The 18,619-nt window shown below is 47.2% G+C and carries 16 protein-coding genes; 10 read left to right on the top strand and 6 right to left on the bottom strand.

Annotation, left to right across the window (positions count from 1 at the left end; genetic code table 11):
• Positions 1 to 92: 92 nt before the first annotated feature.
• Positions 93 to 464 carry a DUF2269 family protein gene (locus tag BMY60_RS12705; protein WP_090334116.1) on the bottom strand — a complete coding sequence of 124 codons (372 nt, stop codon included), beginning with the start codon at positions 462 to 464 and terminating at the stop codon, positions 93 to 95.
• 248 nt (positions 465 to 712) lie between these two features.
• On the opposite strand from BMY60_RS12705, the gene ppsA reads away from it, so the two are divergent.
• Both ppsA and BMY60_RS12715 read left to right on the top strand, forming a co-directional pair.
• Entirely contained in the window at positions 713 to 3,094 is a 2,382-nt protein-coding gene (ppsA, locus tag BMY60_RS12710) for a phosphoenolpyruvate synthase (protein WP_090334117.1), read from the top strand.
• The gene (locus BMY60_RS12715) at positions 3,087 to 3,917 is read left to right on the top strand and encodes a posphoenolpyruvate synthetase regulatory kinase/phosphorylase PpsR (protein WP_090334119.1); all 831 of its coding nucleotides are present in this window, start codon (positions 3,087 to 3,089) and stop codon (positions 3,915 to 3,917) included. Before ppsA ends, BMY60_RS12715 begins: the two co-directional genes overlap by 8 nt.
• 17 nt (positions 3,918 to 3,934) lie before the next feature.
• Here BMY60_RS12715 and BMY60_RS12720 read toward each other — a convergent pair whose 3' ends face one another.
• Positions 3,935 to 5,968, bottom strand: coding sequence for a CopD family protein (locus BMY60_RS12720; protein ID WP_090334120.1), 2,034 nt, complete (start codon positions 5,966 to 5,968; stop codon positions 3,935 to 3,937).
• Between the two features lie 265 nt (positions 5,969 to 6,233).
• On the opposite strand from BMY60_RS12720, the gene lpdA reads away from it, so the two are divergent.
• A complete protein-coding gene (lpdA, locus tag BMY60_RS12725; RefSeq protein WP_090334122.1) occupies positions 6,234 to 7,694 on the top strand; it encodes a dihydrolipoyl dehydrogenase in 1,461 nt (486 codons plus the stop codon).
• Between the two features lie 253 nt (positions 7,695 to 7,947).
• Here lpdA and BMY60_RS12730 read toward each other — a convergent pair whose 3' ends face one another.
• Positions 7,948 to 8,403, bottom strand: coding sequence for a hypothetical protein (locus BMY60_RS12730; RefSeq protein ID WP_090334123.1), 456 nt, complete (start codon positions 8,401 to 8,403; stop codon positions 7,948 to 7,950).
• Positions 8,404 to 8,792: 389 nt separating this feature from the next.
• Between BMY60_RS12730 and hemA the strand changes: the two genes are divergently transcribed.
• The 4 genes from hemA to grxD all read left to right on the top strand — a co-directional run bounded on the left by hemA (position 8,793) and on the right by grxD (position 12,475).
• On the top strand, positions 8,793 to 10,046 hold the full coding sequence (gene hemA, locus BMY60_RS12735) for a glutamyl-tRNA reductase (protein WP_090334125.1): 1,254 nt from the start codon (positions 8,793 to 8,795) through the stop codon (positions 10,044 to 10,046).
• Complete coding sequence (prfA, locus tag BMY60_RS12740; RefSeq protein WP_090334127.1) at positions 10,043 to 11,122, top strand: peptide chain release factor 1; 1,080 nt, start codon at positions 10,043 to 10,045, stop codon at positions 11,120 to 11,122. The genes hemA and prfA overlap by 4 nt, the downstream gene beginning before the upstream one ends.
• Positions 11,123 to 11,158: 36 nt before the next feature.
• Positions 11,159 to 12,031: a peptide chain release factor N(5)-glutamine methyltransferase gene (prmC, locus tag BMY60_RS12745; protein WP_090334128.1), complete on the top strand. Its 873-nt coding sequence runs from the start codon at positions 11,159 to 11,161 to the stop codon at positions 12,029 to 12,031.
• Positions 12,032 to 12,163: 132 nt separating this feature from the next.
• The gene (grxD, locus tag BMY60_RS12750) at positions 12,164 to 12,475 is read left to right on the top strand and encodes a Grx4 family monothiol glutaredoxin (protein ID WP_090334130.1); all 312 of its coding nucleotides are present in this window, start codon (positions 12,164 to 12,166) and stop codon (positions 12,473 to 12,475) included.
• 16 nt (positions 12,476 to 12,491) lie between these two features.
• Here grxD and BMY60_RS12755 read toward each other — a convergent pair whose 3' ends face one another.
• Positions 12,492 to 12,932 (bottom strand): YqaA family protein, encoded by a 441-nt coding sequence (locus BMY60_RS12755; RefSeq protein WP_090334131.1) that lies wholly within the window; start codon positions 12,930 to 12,932, stop codon positions 12,492 to 12,494.
• A 334-nt stretch (positions 12,933 to 13,266) separates the two neighbouring features.
• Positions 13,267 to 14,169, bottom strand: coding sequence for a LysR family transcriptional regulator (locus BMY60_RS12760; protein ID WP_090334132.1), 903 nt, complete (start codon positions 14,167 to 14,169; stop codon positions 13,267 to 13,269).
• Positions 14,170 to 14,273: 104 nt separating this feature from the next.
• Between BMY60_RS12760 and metE the strand changes: the two genes are divergently transcribed.
• The gene (metE, locus tag BMY60_RS12765) at positions 14,274 to 16,571 is read left to right on the top strand and encodes a 5-methyltetrahydropteroyltriglutamate--homocysteine S-methyltransferase (RefSeq protein ID WP_090334133.1); all 2,298 of its coding nucleotides are present in this window, start codon (positions 14,274 to 14,276) and stop codon (positions 16,569 to 16,571) included.
• Positions 16,572 to 16,941: 370 nt separating this feature from the next.
• Positions 16,942 to 17,688, top strand: coding sequence for a 4-aminobenzoate synthase (locus BMY60_RS12770; protein WP_090334135.1), 747 nt, complete (start codon positions 16,942 to 16,944; stop codon positions 17,686 to 17,688).
• A 93-nt stretch (positions 17,689 to 17,781) separates the two neighbouring features.
• On the opposite strand, the gene BMY60_RS12775 is transcribed toward BMY60_RS12770, so the two are convergent.
• The gene (locus BMY60_RS12775; protein WP_090334137.1) at positions 17,782 to 18,219 is read right to left on the bottom strand and encodes a hypothetical protein; all 438 of its coding nucleotides are present in this window, start codon (positions 18,217 to 18,219) and stop codon (positions 17,782 to 17,784) included.
• 238 nt (positions 18,220 to 18,457) lie between these two features.
• On the opposite strand from BMY60_RS12775, the gene BMY60_RS12780 reads away from it, so the two are divergent.
• A partial coding sequence (locus tag BMY60_RS12780) for a transposase family protein (RefSeq protein WP_143057391.1) occupies positions 18,458 to 18,619 on the top strand: 162 nt, incomplete at its 3' end.

Raw genomic sequence — 18,619 nt, forward strand, 5'->3', positions numbered from 1 at the left:
AGCAGGTCGCTGGCCAGCCTTGGTGCGTTATATCATCAGTAAAATTATTGCCAGCAAACCCCAGAAATCACAATTTCTTGATTCATTTCCCGCTACGTTGGCATTTGATTCCAGCTAACTGAGGAATTTAGGTTTAACCGAACAAAATAGGCGCGCGTTACTGTGTTACCTTCAACAAATTCGAAAACAAAAAGAAAAACCATGCCGGCGAGCCAGGGGATATGAATGAAATTCCAGCCGCCATAGTGTGTTGCAATCATCCAGGATCCTGAAATGAGCAGAACAATTGCGCCGGGTACCACCACGGCATCGTAAAATAATGCGATGTTACGTACAGATTCCGAAAAGCGGATTAACTCACTGGTTTGGCGCGATCGTAAATCATTTATCCATACGCCGATTAAACCGCCGCCAATCAAAATGACACCGATGGTATGTGCCAGTTTAAGTAACGCATAGATCATTGTTTTGTCATGTTGGTTGCAGGTAATGTACGATATGTTTTTTAAAGCCGGGGTTTCGAATTAAGCGGAAATGCCGCTTCTGCTGACTCAGCAACCGTGTAACCAGACAACGCTATAGTACACGTAGTAATAGTACAGTACTATACGCTGCTATAGTTTTTAAATAATTCTCTGATTGTCAACACCCCCACTGGCGTACTATGCAGAGGGAATCCAATCGGTGAATGATCGACAGGAGTGTACAAACAATGACTGAGTATGTCATGTGGTTTGATCAGTTGACGATGAACGATGTGGCGCGTGTGGGCGGCAAGAATGCATCCCTTGGCGAAATGATCCGTCACCTTGCACAGGCGGGGGTCAATGTGCCACCCGGGTTTGCAACCACGACAGCCGCGTACCGGGAATTTCTGTCTGCCAATCAGCTTGCCGAACGCATTAATGATTTGTTGAATGCACTGGATATTGAAGACATCAATGCATTAACTGCCGCGGGCAAGACGATACGCGCCTGGATCTATCGGTCTGTGTTGCCGGATAACATATTGCAGGACGTGACGCGCGCTTACGAAAAACTGGTTGCCAACGTTGCTGACAGTGATCGTGTGTCGTTTGCGGTACGTTCTTCTGCCACAGCCGAAGACCTCGTTGACGCTTCTTTTGCGGGACAACAGGAAACGTTGCTGAATGTGCAGGGGCTGGATCAACTGTTTGAAGCGATTAAAATCGTTTTTGCTTCTTTGTATAATGACCGCGCTATTGCCTATCGGGTACATCAGCATTTCCCGCACGATAAGGTGTTTTTGTCGGCAGGCATCCAGAAAATGGTACGCAGCGATCTGGGAGCCAGCGGTGTCATGTTTACACTGGATACCGAATCAGGTTTCCGCAATGCTGTTTTTATTACTGCGGCGTATGGTCTTGGCGAAACCATTGTTCAAGGCACCGTAAATCCGGATGAATTCTATGTGTATAAAAACAACTTGCAGGCCGGTCGTCCCGCGATACTTTCACGCCGCTTAGGCACCAAGGCGGTTGAAATGATGTATGCCGACCGGCACCATGCCGGTGATACTGCGACGCTGACGCGGAAGGTGGAGACAGAGCGGCGCATGCGCTTTGCCTTATCGGACAGCCAGGTTGAAGCACTGGCGCATCAGGGCGTGACCATAGAACAGCATTATGGCCGTCCGATGGATATTGAATGGGCGCTGGATGGTGTGGACGGTCAGCTGTATATTGTGCAGGCGCGCCCAGAAACTGTCGAAAGCCGCGACAAGCCGGTTATGGAGCGTTTTCAGTTGCTCGAAAAAGGGCCGGTTCTGGCCGCAGGACGCGCTGTCGGTCAGAAAATAGGTCAGGGCATTGCGCGTCAGATCATGAGTATTGATCAAATGCACGAAGTGCAGCCGGGCGATGTGCTGGTGACCGATATGACGGATCCGGATTGGGAGCCGATAATGAAACGTGCTGCCGCCATTGTCACCAATCGTGGCGGCCGTACCTGTCATGCGGCCATTATCGCCAGGGAGATGGGCATCCCGGCGGTTGTCGGGTGCGGCGATGCGACATCAAGCATTCAGAATGGTGTGACTGTCACGGTTTCCTGTGCTGAAGGTGACGCGGGTTATGTGTATGAGGGAATGCTGAAATACCAGCATAACAGTGTAAATACCGGAGAATTGCCTGAATTACCGGTCAAGGTCATGGTAAATGTGGGTAATCCCTCGTATGCGTTTTCATTTTCCCGCATTCCCAATCAAGGTGTCGGGCTTGCCAGGCTGGAATTCATTATCAGTAATACCATCGGTATTCATCCTAAAGCATTGCTGGAATTAGACCGGCTTCCCGATGACCTGAAAAAAGAAATCGGCGAGCGTACAGGCGGTTACGCGAGCCCGGTTGATTTTTATGTGGAAAAACTGGTCGAAGGAATCGCTACGCTGGCAGCCGCTTTTTATCCCCGCCCGGTTATTGTGCGTACTTCTGATTTTAAATCAAACGAATATGCGAATCTGACCGGGGGTGAGCGGTATGAGCCGCATGAGGAAAATCCCATGATTGGTTTTCGTGGCGCTTCCCGTTATTTTTCAGATGACTTTAGAGGCTGCTTTGAGCTGGAGTGCAGGGCGTTGCGCAAAGTGCGCAATGAGATGGACCTGACGAACGTTGAGATCATGATCCCGTTTTGCCGCACGCTGGAAGAGGCCGGACAGATCACGGCGCTGTTGGCTTCGCAGGGTCTTGAACGCGGAGCGAATGACTTGCGGTTAATCATGATGTGCGAGATTCCTTCCAATGCGTTGCTTGCGGAAGAATTTTTGCAGTTTTTTGACGGTTTCTCTATCGGATCCAATGACATGACACAACTGACATTGGGTATCGACCGGGATTCCGCTCTGGTTTCACAAGTGTTCGACGAGCGCAATCCTGCGGTTAAGAAATTACTCAAAATGGCGATAGATGCCTGCCGCAAACAGCATAAGTATGTCGGTATCTGCGGGCAGGGCCCATCGGATTATCCCGATTTCGCACGCTGGCTTTATGAACAGGGCGTCAGCAGTCTGTCGCTCAATCCCGATTCCGTGATACAGACATGGCTTGAGCTGGCTAAAATCCGGCATGACTAAACAGCAGCGGACTGTCTTTTATCTGTCCGACCGTACCGGCATTACAGCAGAAACACTGGGTCATAGTTTACTGACGCAGTTCGACGGTATTGAATGGGAGATTGTCAGCGTTCCTTTTCTCGACGATATTGAGCAAGCCAGAACTGTATCGGCGCAAATCAATCAGATTGCAGATCGCGAGGATAACAGGCCTTTGGTGTTCAGTACTCTGCTGAATCCGGAAGTGCTCGCGGTCATTAAACAGTCGAACTGCCGTATCTTTGATTTCTTTGAAACTTTTATTTGTTCTGTCGAGGAAGAACTGCACCAGCCGTTCGTACGCATGGCAGGACGCTCCCATGGTTTGCAGCATCATCTGTCATACTTCAAACGGATTGCGGCGATTAATTATGTACTCGCACACGATGACGGTGTCAGTCCCAAGCAATTTTCTGAGGCAGATATTATTTTGGTCGGTATTTCACGTACGGGAAAAACGCCGACCTGTCTGTATCTGGGGTTGCAATACGGTATCGCCGCAGCCAATTATCCACTGACACCGGATGATATGCATACGCAGGCCATGCCGCAGGTGCTGGAAAATGTTAAAAGCAAATTATTCGGATTGACGCTGAGTGCTGCTCAATTGCACTCAATTCGCAGCGAGCGCCGTCCGAACAGTCAATACGCATCGCTTGCACAGTGTGAAAAAGAAATTCAGTGGCAGGAATCGTTGTTTCGTAAGCGCGGTATTCCGTATCTCGATACCACGCATATATCGATCGAGGAAATCAGTGCAATTATTCTGACGCGCTGCGGCCTTAGACGCCAGTTGTACGGATAACACTGAACCGAGGAAAGTTAATGCGCATGATCATCGGGTGGCGGCATGATTTCGTTTTCCTTATTGAGCAATTTCAGCTGTTGTGTCAATGCATGTATGTTCTGCCAGCCAAACCCTTCAAACTGTGCATTCCAGCGTGCGCGTAAATAACCGAAACGGTCTATCATAAATTCTATATGCACCGGCGTCATACCGGGACCGTTCAAGTCCGGTACTGCTCTGACCCGCCGGTAAAGCAGATACGTATCGAAGATTTCCCGCCAACCTTCCGTGACAACCGGGAAGGGAACAATATCGGTTACATCCTGTATTGCCTGTTGATCAAGTTCGTGCATCGGAACAGCCAGTATTTCGGCGTTATGATTCTGTGTAACGCGTTCATAAGCATGTTTTAACTGAGTCAGGCGTTGGTGCGACTGTGGCCATGAAAATAAAACCAGAATGGTGTTTTTGCGATAGCGGAAATCCTTCAAATCGCCGCTGCTGTCGCCACTGGCTGCATAGTAAAAAACTGGTGCGGCTATAGCGGGCGTTTCCGGAATAATCATGGTGCCGAGGAGGCGCGCGTCAAATCCGCGCGCTAAGGCATGTAAAAAATTTACCACGTCCCAGATATCTTCATCAGTCAGGGTTTCGGTAAAGCCGGGCATATCGGTCTCAGGAATGCCCTGCGCTATCCAGTGATAAAAGTTGCCGGCAGTATGTCCGGCTGTGTGCGGTTCTGTCAGCAGATCGGTCGGAATCGACGACAATGTTTGCGCAAGTTTGCCGTTTCCTTTCCCCTGCGGGCCGTGACAATCTGCGCAATGCTCTGCAAACAGATGCGCGCCGTGCGAAATCGATATGGCGTCAAGTGGAATCAGCGGTTTTAAATAGGTTTCAGGATACGCCTCGATGATAATCGGAGGCAGTGCAACGGCAGCTGCGGTCACAGCCAGCGCACCCGGCAGGAAAAATTTGTGTTTCCAGTTCCAGCGTAATTGCATACCCATCCAGGCTAGACATAACGCGATAAAAAACAAAGCGGTGCCGGACCAGAATAACACATCATCCAGAGATTCCTCGGATGCGGTATCAAATGCAAAACGGAATGGAAACGGCCAATGTGCAATAATTGTGTGCTTGGCAGGCAGCGTGTTGGCCAGGATGGTGGCAACGAACATTAATAGCAGAGCCAGTATTAATTCTAATCGTATCCATTTTCTGAGATGAGCGATGCCTTGCCTGATTTGGTCGTTAATATCGATCTGTGCAAACAAAGGCAGCCATGTGTATCGTGCCCGGTAAGCAATGGCCAGTATGAGTGCCAGTATAAACAGTTTCAGATTCAACAGCCAGCCATAAGGACTCGCAACCAGCGTATGATAGTCGTCTTCAATCATACGGTCGGTTACAATTAATCCGGTTACGATTAACAGCAGCATCACCGGTAAAGCCATGACGGAAAATTTTTCCAGAAATTCGGCATTCAATACACGTGTGACTTTGTCAAATTCTCTGTTGCTGTTCAGGATAATCAGCATAAACGCCGGTAATGCGCCAAACCACATTCCGGCCAGCAGTACATGTAAAGCAAAAGGCGCGATTGAAACAAACGACATTTCGTCTGCGCTTGAATGACTCACAAATGTGCCGGCTATCAGAGGCAATGAGGCAGTCACTGCACATACAATATAATGCCAGCGTTTCCTGTCTTTACGCAGCAATCCGAGGATCACTGCAAATAAAATTGCCGCCAGGATGACCCGGATCAACGCAATAAATCCGACTTGGGTCTGCTCGATAAATTGCAGCCACGCCGCCGCATCCAAAGCATTGGATACGTCGCCAGTAGCTTCGCCGGTGGTTGATGCCAGAACGACGATAAGCCCGATCACAACCAGTCCTGCCAGCCAGGGGAATCCTTTTTCCAGCCGGGCCAGCCATGAAGAGGAAATTTCCAGAGCAGATTTTTTTTGCCAGGTGAGGGCAAGAAAAAAACAACTGCCGAATAAAATCAGGTTAGCTGTTAACTGTGCCCACTGGCCCAGATTGGATACAATTTCAAACATAGCTTACATCGGAGAATGGTTTCCGGCAGGTGTGGGCAGAGTGTGTTTGCACCCGCGTTGGCAACTTGAAGGCATATAAACCGCAGTAGATAAAACCGTGCTATTTTACCGTGAGTTGCGGGATATTCAAGCGTGTTCTTTACAGGAAGTATTGTTATGGATACACGCAACCTGCTCGATATTGGTCACTGATGTGTTTATTGTCTTGTTATACTTCAAACTCTAGTAAAATAACGATATTTATTTTTATGATAAAAGAGAGAATATGTCAGATACAGTAGACGTTGCAGTAATTGGCGGAGGTCCGGGCGGATATGTTGCAGCCATACGCTGTGCACAGTTAGGTTTGAATACAGTATGTATTGATGCATGGAAAAACGCGCGTGGACGCGCGAGTCTGGGTGGTACGTGTCTCAATGTTGGTTGCATTCCATCCAAAACGTTACTCGAGTCGTCCGAGTATTATTTTCAGGTCAAACACAAAATCTCGGTGCATGGTATTCAAGTGGAAGGCGCGACGGTGGACGTGCCGGCAATGATAGCCAGAAAAGATAAAATTGTTACAACGTTCACAGCAGGTATTGCATCTTTATTCAAAAAAAATAAAGTGAAATCAGTGTTGGGAACGGGAAGACTGCTCAAGCGTTCTGATACGGACGATACCTGGTGTATAGAGGTCAAGGACGACGATAACACGCAGACGATTCAGGCTAAATATGTGATTATAGCCACCGGTTCGGTTCCGCGCCAGTTGCCGATGGCGGATATCGACAATGAAAAAATACTCGATAATACTGGTGCATTGGCACTGTCGGAAACACCTGGGCGTTTGGGTGTTGTTGGCGCGGGTGTCATCGGCCTGGAAATGGGCTGTGTTTGGCGTCGTCTGGGATCTGAAGTGACGGTATTGGAAGCAATGCCGGATTTTCTGATGGCGGCCGATGAACAAATTGCAAAAGAAGCCAAGAAAATCTTCTCTAAAGAACCGGGTCTGAATATTCATACGGGTATTAAAATAGAATCAGTCAAGACCAGTAAAAAATCCGTGACAGTGCACTATCAGGATACTGATGGCAATAAACAAAAGCTGGATGTTGACAAATTAATTGTTGCCATCGGAAGAATGCCGAATACAACGGATTTGGGCTTGGATGAAAATGGTCTGGAAGTAGACGAACGTGGTTTTATTGACGTGGATGAATTTTGCCAGACTCGCTTGGCCAATGTTTTTGCAGTCGGTGATGTGGTACGCGGGCCCATGCTGGCACACAAGGCCTCAGAAGAAGGCGTTGCCGTCGCGGAAGCGATTGCAGCCAGGGAAAAAGACCGTCAGCATAAAACTGAACCGGTTAACTTCAATACTATACCCTGGGTCATTTATACCGCACCCGAAATTGCCTGGGTGGGAAAAAATGAACAGGAACTCAAGAAAGCGGGCACCGCATATAAGGTCGGGCAATTTCCGTTTATCGCCAACGGTCGCGCACGCGCGATGAATGCCGCAACCGGTCTGATAAAAGTTATTGCGGACGCTGAAACAGACCGGGTATTGGGGATTCATATGATCGGTCCGCATGTCTCAGAGCTTATCTCCGAAGCAGTGATGGCCATGGAGTTTTCTGCCAGCAGTGAGGATATCGCCTGTATTGTACATGCGCATCCATCGTTATCCGAGGTGTTGCATGAAGCGGCGCTGGATGCAAATAACCGCGCATTGCATATATGAACAGTTTACCAATGAACGACTAATAACTGCAGGGCTGCTTGTAAAAGGTGAAGTAGAAGAAGTTTAGCGATTGAAATTAAAAACGGCTATAAGTATGATTTTCATTTATATAGCCGTTTTTAAATGCTTGTGATTTTAACGGGCTGTTGAAAAACTGTCTGCTTAGCCGCTTAAGTATTAAAAACAAGTTCAAAATTTGTTACCTGTTTTTGTTCTGTGCCGGCTGATTCGAAAACGTCTTTTCAACGGTTTGTTAAGGAAGACAGTTCTGGCTATTGGGATCGATACCACAAGACCAGCGCAATTCCTTCATGCCTGCTGTCTTATTGAACAGATAGTCGGCTTTCAGTTGTTTGTTTTGTTCTGCCGTCAACGCAGCACGCTCAGGTATGTAACGCGCATTGCTCCAGAATCGGACCCTACAGAAATCATCTTCACCCTGGCATAAGCGGTTTATTGCATTGCTGTAAACTGTTTTATCAGTATTCCGTTTTTGCTCAACAAGCACCATATGTACTTTCTTTCCGGACTTGCCTAATTCGGCTACGAACATGGTTTTCCAGCCGTTTCCGCTTTCCAGTTCGTTTGTTTCATCCGCTTGCGTCTCGGTTTCAACAGCGTCTGAATTTTCTTCTTCCGTATCGGCAAAAACAGTAGCGGGGATGCTCAGCGCCAGAAATAAAAGAACATAAACAATATTTTTTTTCATAAATTCTCCGTGACCAAATTTTTAGTTTCGCTTAATTGTCAGTGTTATTACGGTTCAAAATCAATAAATTGATACACCTTGTGCAAGACATTGATTTTGTTCTGTACTTTGTTAGCAGCCGAAGTATACCTTCAAAATAACATATTGCACAGTTAATCATTTTTCAATACAACAACCAGACAGTACTGCGCAAAGCGTCTTTATAAGGCATGCGATACATGGTATTGATGATGTTTTGCATTGCCTGCTAACAGGACCGGTCACGGTGTCATAGTGAACATATTCATAATAGAATGAACAAATAAGTTACATAGATAGTATTTAAATACGCTTGATATTATAATGATAAGTTTTTCATTCGTTGCCAATTGCTGATACTTTAAATTTTCATGCAGCTATTTGCCTTTGGTATAAACCATAACACTGCGCCGCTGGATGTGCGTGAACAGGTGACATTTCCTGAAAATTCCATGGAAGACGCTTTGCATGATCTGGTCGGCCGTAACCAGATCAAAGAAGCAGCAATTGTCTCAACCTGCAATCGAACAGAAGTCTATTGCAGTACGGACAAGCCCGATGAAGCCATGAACTGGCTGGCTGATTTTCATCATTTATCCACACATGAACTGGAACCTTACCTGTATAAATTGTTACGTGAGCATGCTGTCAAGCATGCATTTCGCGTTGCCAGTGGTCTCGACTCAATGGTTCTGGGTGAACCGCAGATTCTGGGTCAACTAAAAACCGCTGTTAAATCTGCCGAGAATGCAGGCACACTGGGGATGCTGTTGCATAAATTATTTCAGCGCACGTTTTATGTTGCCAAGGAAGTGCGCACCTCGACTGAAATCGGTTCGAATTCTGTATCAATGGCTGCTGCGGCCGCACGGCTTGCTGAACGTATTTTTGGCGAGATTGGCGAGCAGCGCGTGCTGTTTATCGGAGCCGGTGAAATGATCGATTTATGCGCCAGCCATTTTGCATCGCGTAATCCTAAAAACATTACCGTCGCCAACCGGACCATTGAACGTGCACAGGCATTGTCCAAACGGTTTAATGCCAGAGCGATTACATTGGCAGACTTGCCTGAACAGCTGGCGTTGCACGATATTGTTGTAACCTGCACAGCCAGTCCGCTGCCAATTCTCGGCAAAGGTATGGTCGAACGGGCTATCAAAACACGGAAACACCGGCCGATTTTCATTGTTGATCTGGCCGTGCCGCGGGATGTCGAGTTGGAAGTTTCTGAGCTGGATGATGTTTTTCTCTATTATGTCGATGATCTTTCAGAAATTGTCAAGGAAGGCATGGATGCCCGGCAAAGCGCGGTTGCTCAGGCTGAAGCGATTATTGACAACAATGTCATCGATTTCATGCGCTGGCTGGCAACGCGTGAACTGGTTCCGACCATCCGGGCGCTGCGCGATCAAGGCGAACGCTACCGCCGGCACGAGCTGGAGCGTGCCAGCAAACTGCTTGCCAGAGGTGAAGATCCGCTAAAGGTGATGGAATCTTTAAGCCACGGCCTGATGAATAAGTTTTTGCATATTCCTTCAAGCTCACTGAACCATGCCGCTGCAGCGGAACGCGAACAACTGGTTGAACTGGTTAACCGGCTTTATCAACTACACAGACCGCAATGAAAGCCAGCCTGACCAACAGACTTGAACGCCTGAGTGTGCGCCTGGAAGAACTCAATCAATTGTTGAGCAGCGAGACCGCAACCGCCGATCTTGATAATTTCCGCAAATTGACACGTGAACATGCTGAAATTATTCCGATTGTTGATTTGTACCATGCATATCAACAAACCGAACAGGATATTAAAACCGCCCGGGAGATGTCGGGCGATCCTGAAATGCGTGAATTTGCAGAAGCTGAGATGCAGTCCGGCAAAGACAAGCTTGCAACAATTGAAACAGAATTGCAAAAGCAGTTGCTGCCAAAAGATCCCAACGACGACCGCAATATATTTCTGGAAATTCGCGCGGGAACAGGCGGTGATGAATCTGCGCTTTTTGCCGGCAATCTGTTCCGGATGTACTCGCGCTATGCTGAAAGGCAGAACTGGCAGGTTGAAATCATTTCGCAGAGCCCGTCGGATGTTGGCGGTTACAAGGAAATTATTGCTAAAATCACAGGGCAGGGTGCGTATTCGCGGCTGAAATTTGAATCCGGCGGACATCGTGTTCAGCGTGTACCTGTAACCGAGACGCAGGGCCGCGTTCATACCTCGACATGTACTGTCGCCGTCATTCCGGAAGCCGATGAAATCAGTGAAGTGGAGCTCAATCCGGCTGAATTACGTATCGATACGTTTCGTGCTTCAGGTGCTGGCGGGCAGCATATCAATAAAACAGATTCAGCGGTCAGAGTGACACATTTGCCTACCGGCATCGTTGTAGAGTGTCAGGACGCCCGTTCGCAACATAAAAATAAGGCGCAGGCCATGAGTGTCCTGGCGGCGCGAATTCATGCCAAACAAATGCAGGCGCAACAGGCTGAGCAGGCGGCAACCCGTAAATCGCTGGTGGGCACAGGGGAACGTTCCGGACGTATTCGCACATATAATTTCCCGCAGGGGCGCGTGACTGATCATCGTATTAACCTGACGCTGTATAAAATGGACCAGATTATGGACGGCGATTTGGACGAAATATGTTCGGCATTGGTGGCAGAGCACCAGGCGGAACAGCTGGCCGCTTCAATGGAAGAATAATCGTCGTTTCACGCTACTTTTTCTACCTGAGCAGATATGTTGAATCAACTTTTGTGCAATCAAACTTCAACAGTCGATTCTTTAGCGACTGTTCAGCAGGTGCTGGACTGGTCTTACCGGAAAATCGAACGCATAGACGCACGCCTGCTGCTGCAGCATGTGCTGCAGGTCAATCATGCATTTTTAATCACACATGCTGAAACCAGGCTGACTTCAGAAAATGCAGCACGGTTCTTAAAACTGGTTTCGCAGCGTGAACACGGCGTTCCAGTCGCATATCTTACGGGTAAGCGCGAATTTTACGATCTCGGCTTCAAAGTTTCTCCTGCAGTGTTGATTCCGCGGCCGGAAACCGAATTACTCGTTGAAACAGCGCTCGCGCACATTCCGGAATCCCGCCCGCGCAAAATTCTTGATCTTGGTACCGGCAGCGGCGCGATTGGCATTACTATAGCCAGACACAGACCGGCTGCATGCGTTACTGCTGTCGATATATCGATCGACGCTATTGATATTGCCCGATGGAATGCTCAGAAACTTTCAGTAAATAATATCCATATCGTACAAGGCGACTGGTTTGATACACTAGATACGGGAGCAGCGTTTGACCTGATAGTATCCAATCCACCTTATGTCGCCGAAAACGATCCGCATTTGCAGCAGGGTGATTTACGTTTTGAACCTGATCTTGCATTGTCTACACAAGACAACGGGCTGGCCTGTATCCGTCATATTATTGCAACCGCGCCGGCATATCTGGCTGACGGTGGAGAGTTGTTGCTGGAGCATGGATATGATCAGGCCGCTGCTTGTCAACAGTTGCTGCAAATGAACGGGTTCCGGAAGATTTATTCGCTCAAGGATCTGGCCGGTATTGAGCGTGTTAGTGGCGGCAGTTATTGCGGATAAACTGCTTTATCCAGTGGCAGAATAACGAATTGACCGCCCCTGTTGACCTGTTAACTGCTATTATCATTAATCAAGCAATGTGACAGAATTTTTTTCTATTCTGTCTGGAAATTAATAAGGAGCATATCGAAGATGAGTGTAGAGGATACCATTGAACAGCAAGTTAAAAACAATCCTGTCGTACTGTATATGAAGGGATCGCCCGAACAGCCGCAATGCGGCTTTTCAGCAAATGCCGTGAACATTCTCAATGCCTGCGGCGTAAAAGATCTTTTTACTGTCGATGTTTTGCAGGATCCGGAAATACGCCAGGGCATCAAGGACTACTCGGAGTGGCCGACTATTCCACAGTTATATGTAGGTGGTGAATTCATTGGCGGCTCTGATATTCTGACAGAAATGTACCAGAATGGCGAACTGCAGAAGTTGTTTGAAGACAGTTAGCAAGAAAGCTGAATTACTAACTGAATGATGCGGCCACTGTATTGGCCGCAGAAGCAACTGCCCAGTAACGGGCGAATTTACCGGCAGCCATGAACAGCATGGCCCATAACCAGCTGATTCTTAACCAACCGGCTGCAACGCATAATGCATCGCCAATAACAGGCGCCCATGACAGTAAGAGAATTGGGGCGCCGCGGCCATGAACCCAGTCTAAACCGCGTGAACTGGCTCCCGTTTTTTTTAGCAAAGCTTCCTTATCCGGCAACAAGCGCCCAATCAAGTAAGAACTCATACCACCCAGTGTATTGCCGATTGTAGCCAGAATCAATGCGTGCCAGAGCAGGTCTGGATATGCAATTAGGACGCCGGCCAAAACGGCTTCAGACCCGCCGGGCAGTAATGTCGCAGCAAGAAAGCTGCTGGTAAAAAGCGCAAACAGGCTTGATTGTTCATCCATAGAACTTTCCCGGTCAAAAGACTAGTACTCTATCAATATGATATTGCCAGGTACAGCGTTACCATGGTGTTGTGCAACAAGGCACAGTACGCAGGAAAGCGTTGTTCCCTTTTCAAGTACTGTAACACGGTTGCAGGACACCATGGCAACGCCCGATGGGTGAGCTTGTCAGCATCCATGGGACTGCGTTGAGTCTTTTGGCAATAGAACGCTATTGCCTGCTAGGCACGCCTTGTCATGAACACTGACAAACTCACAGAACCCGGCAATATCATATTGATAGAGTGCTAGGAGTTTACTATACGAGCAATTGTTTGGATAAAATCAACGCATGTCATTCTTTCATTATATTGCCGGCCGCTTTTTGACCGACCTGCTTAAATTTCATCATATACGGAATGGATTTGTCCCGTTGTCTCATGGCTAAAAATAATTGCTGGGAAAGGCCTTTCCTGCCAATAGGTATTTTTTTCAGCTTCAAATGATTCATTTTTAGATTCGCCAACCACTCCGGTAAAACACATACACCACGATTCATCGCTGTCATTTGCAGCATTATTTCAAGCGATTCAATATGTTTTATATGAGCCGGTGCATGATGGCCGGGCGCCAGAAAACGCGTTAATATATCCAGCCGCTCCATTGAAACAGGAAAAGCTAAGAGTGTTTCGCGACACAGGTCTTCCGGTGTGATTGGTTTGTCAGCAGCAAGCGGATGATCGGGTGAAACCAGCAGCATAAGCTGATATTCGGCCAGCACTTCGTAATGGATTTTTTCTTTTTTGATCAAATCGGGTGTAATTAAAAGATCTATATGATGGTTTAATAACCCTTCCAGTCCCGAAAATTGAAATTTGTGCACAATATCGATGTCAATGTCCGGCATTTGCTGCATAAACTGTCCGATTACAGCATTCAGCCATTCAAAACAAGGATAGCATTCAACGCCGATACGTAAAATGCCGCAACGCCCTTCCCGATACGCTTTGAGTGTATGTTCCGCCTGCGATAAAACCGGGAGCACCTGATTGGCTACATCCAGCAGCAACATGCCCGCCTGGGTCAGACGTAAATTGCGGCCTTCCTTTTGCCATAATGCTATGCCGAGTTTTTTTTCAAGATAATTGATTTGATGAGACAATGCCGGCTGGCTTAAGCACAATGTATTGGCGGCCTCCGTCAATGTGCCGTTGGTGTGCAATGCCTGAATGATTCTGAGATGACTGTGTTCGATCATGTATTAGTAAACCTAATAGAATTGGTAAAAATCATCACTATTATGCATCATTTTTTGTCTGTAGAATTATCCAGTCGTTCTGAAAATCAAATGGTGAAGAAACTATGGTAACAACGCATAATCTTGGATTTCCACGTATTGGAAGAAAACGCGAATTGAAGTTCGCATTGGAAAATTACTGGAAAAAAACAATTTCGCAAGAAGACTTACTCAAAACAGCGGCAGAATTGCGCAAACAGCACTGGTGTGATCAGTCGATGCTGGATTGGGTTTCTGCGGGCGATTTTTCATTGTACGACCATGTCTTGGACACCAGCTTTATGCTGGGAAATGTGCCGGAACGCGTGCGCAGGCTGTCAGGCGGCAAACTGGATCATTATTTTCGTACAGCAAGAGGCCGGGCGGTTGTTGATAACGCAGATGAGTGTAGTGTCAACGCCAGTGAAATGACCAAATGGTTTGATACGAACTATCACTATATCGTGCCGGAGTTTGATAAGAACACGCGTTTTTCACTGCATGTAGATCCGCTGCTCCGGCAAATCAATGAGGGGCGCAAGCACGGCTTCCGTGTGAAGCCTGTTATTCTGGGGCCGGTGACTTACCTCTGGCTGGGTAAATCGAAAGATGATACCAATAAACTGGATTTACTAGACGAACTGGTCAGCGTGTATGCGCAGTTATTGAATGCACTTGAACAAGCAGGCTGCGAATGGATACAAATTGATGAACCGATACTCGTCATGGAACTTGGGCAGGACTGGCAGCATGCTTTGAGAAAAGCTTATTATCAGTTACAAACCTTGCCGGTTAAGTTAATGCTGACGACATATTTTGGCCAGTTGCAAAATAATTTGCAGCTGGCATGCGAGTTGCCAGTGAGCGGATTGCATCTTGATGCGATCACGGCCAAAGATGAAGTGGCTAGAGTAGTAGACTGGCTGCCGGGTCATAAGGTGTTGTCTCTGGGTATTATCAATGGGCGAAATATCTGGAAGGCGGATTTGAGTAAATTGCTGGACTGGCTTGAACCCGTTCACGCAGAACTGCAGGATCGTTTGTGGCTTGCACCGTCGTGCTCATTATTGCATGTGCCGGTCGATCTGGGCAGCGAGCAAACACTGGATGATGAGATTCGTTCCTGGCTGGCGTTTGCAATACAGAAGCTACATGAAATCGAAATAATAGCAAAGGCGTTAAGCCAGGGCAGAAGCAGCGTCTCGTTACAATTAGAGAAAAACTCGGCAGCGCTTTACAGCCGCCGGCAGTCAGGCCGCGTGCACCGGCCAGCAGTAAAAGCGCGCATGAACGAAATCAGTGATGCAATGGCGGTGCGTAAGTCGTCTTATTTAGAACGCACGGTAAAACAACGCAAAAAAATATCATTACCTCTTTTTCCGACAACAACAATCGGTTCATTTCCACAAACGCAGACAATTCGTCAAGCAAGGCTGGATTTACGAAAATCCAAATTGTCGGATCAGGAATATCGCAAATTGATGCAAAAGGAAATCGAGACATGCGTGCAGGAGCAGGAAGCGCTGGATCTTGATGTTTTCGTTCACGGTGAACCTGAACGTAACGATATGGTGGAATATTTTGGTGAACAGCTGGCCGGATATGCTTTTACCCAGTTTGGGTGGGTACAGTCCTACGGTTCGCGGTGCGTTAAGCCGCCGATTATTTACGGCGATGTTGCGCATACGCATCCAATCAGCACTGAATGGATACAGTATGCGCAATCACTGACCAGCAAGCCAGTGAAAGGAATGCTGACGGGACCTGTTACTATGCTGAACTGGTCATTCGTACGTGACGATCAGCCCAGTGCACAGACCTGCTTGCAACTGGCTTTAGCTGTGCGCGACGAGGTTCTCGCTCTCGAAGCAGCGGGGATCGGTATTATTCAGATTGATGAAGCTGCACTCAGAGAGGGTTTGCCGCTACGAAAATCGCAGTGGAAGACTTATCTTGACTGGGCCGTTCGCGCTTTTCGTATTGCTGCCAACGGCGTTCAGGATACCACCCAGATTCATACGCACATGTGCTATTCTGAGTTTAACGACATTATTGAAGCGATTGCGGACATGGATGCGGACGTCATTACCATTGAGAATTCACGTTCGGATATGGAACTGTTAAATGCGTTTGATCAGTTTCGCTATCCCAATGAGATTGGCCCCGGCGTATATGATATTCATTCTCCAAACATACCTTCAGTGGATTCCATAATCGGTTTGATGAAAAAGGCTGCGCAACGGATACCAGTTGACCGGTTGTGGGTCAATCCGGATTGCGGATTAAAAACACGCAGTTGGGATGAAGTCAGACCTGCACTGCGCAACATGGTCGCAGCCAGTCGATATCTGGCGAGTCATTTAAAAACCTTCAGGGTCAGCTAAATTTGACTTGATGGTATTATTTAGCGATGATATGCAACCTAGTGCTCTATCCATATGGCATTCCCGGGCTCAGTAACTTGTCAGTGTAGATCAAGGCGTGACCTGCGGGAAACAGTCGTTCTATTGTCAGAAGACGCATCGCGCAGACCTATAGACGCTAGGTTCATCCGCAGGGCGTTACTGTGGTTTCTGCAAGCGCGTTACAGTACCTGAAAAGGAAACGGGCCTTGCCTGCGTACTGTGTCTTGTTGCATAACATTACGGTAACGTTGTACCCGGCAATATCATATGGATAGAGCACTAGAATACAGTTGTATATCGTGAGATTGAAACAGGTAAAAATTTGTTTAATGAAAAAGGAAAAGCCCATATGACAACCGACAATCTTTTTAAACAAAAAGTCAACGATGCCATCAGCGCCAGGCACCTGCTCAAACATCCTTTCTATGTGGCCTGGACTGAAGGAAAATTGACTAAAGAACAGTTGCGCCATTACGCAGAGCAGTATTTTTACAATGTACTGGCAGAACCTACCTATTTAAGTGCGGTTCACTTTAACACGCCGCATTTCAGCTCTGAGACGAATTCCGGCGATATCAGTGTGCGTCAGGAAGTATTGCAAAATCTGGTTGATGAAGAGCACGGTGAAACCAATCATCCGGCACTGTGGAAAACGTTTGCGTTTGCGTTAGGTGCGGACGATAAAAGCCTCGCAAATGCCGAAGCGTTGCCAAATACGGAAAATCTGGTTTCCACATTCAGGGATATTTGTTTGAACCGGCCGTTTTATGCCGGTCTGGCAGCCCTGCATGCATTTGAATCACAGGTGCCTGATATCGCAGCGGTCAAAATTGACGGCTTGGCTAAGTTTTACGGGATGACTGATCCAGAGGATTATGCGTTCTTCTCAGTACATCAGCAGGCAGACATATATCATTCACAGGCTGAATGGGGTATCATCGAGCGTTTCGCCGATACCCCTGAAAAACAGGAAGAGGTTCTGGCCGCTACGCGTGAAGCGTGTGATGCTTTATGGCGTTTTCTTGACGGCATTCATGAAACCTATTGTGCGGATTTAATTTGCGAGCCAGAAAAAGAACCTGCAACTGTTCATTAGTAAATTAAGGCCTTATTCTCAATCCATTTCAATGTGGCAAAGCGAATAAGGCCTTTTGAATTCAGCTATCCGACTGTCTCATGTCAGGATGGGTCATGAGGTTTTATCCGTTTTGTTATCATCCAATTGCTCGTTGTCAGGAATATCCGCTGTTTCAGACGCTGCAGCTCCCTCAGATTCAGTATTTTCCGTATTCGAATCAAGCTCTTCGTCTGCTTCCCGGTCGCTGTCATCAGTTTCTTCCTCTTCTGGCTTGCGGGAGTTCCACATAAAATATACCGCGCCGAGCGAAACAATAATCACCGGCATGATTACATAGGTGAATAATGCCGATTCAACGGTGATATCCTGTGATGCAGGTGGCGGCTTGGTTACGATCATATAAGCGTGTGCGATAGCTACTGCAACGACGGGAACCAGCGCAGCCATAAAACGGTTAGTGACGAGTGGACGGACTGTGAGCAGATTAAAAACTGCCGATCCATAATAACCAATGAAATAAATAAAAATATAAAAAAAGATTGCGCCCATGGTTCTCCTTATGCTGGTTTGCGGCCTTTATTGTTCAAATGGATGCTTCCATGATTTTATAATCATTTGCTCATCCTGCATATAACACCGGACTATAAATTTCCACTTCTACGGATTAATGATACACAACAGCCTATCAAGAATCATGTTTGTTTGGAGCAGAAACAGGGCAATCGGGCTTAAAAATACTTGAAAATAGAAATTAGTTGAGGTATTAGGTTTATCATTTTGATTTCAAATGATAGACAAACCAACGGCAACGCCTTCAATCATTCATCATTTTTCAAGTATAAAAGACCCAAGAGTGGATAGGCAAAAGAAACATCAGCTCCAGGATATATTTTTTATCACTCTTTGTTCAGTTATTTGTGGAGCGGACAATTGGGTGGCTATTGAGGAA

Source organism: Nitrosomonas sp. Nm51 (assembly GCF_900111165.1).
Classification (GTDB): Bacteria; Pseudomonadota; Gammaproteobacteria; order Burkholderiales; family Nitrosomonadaceae; genus Nitrosomonas.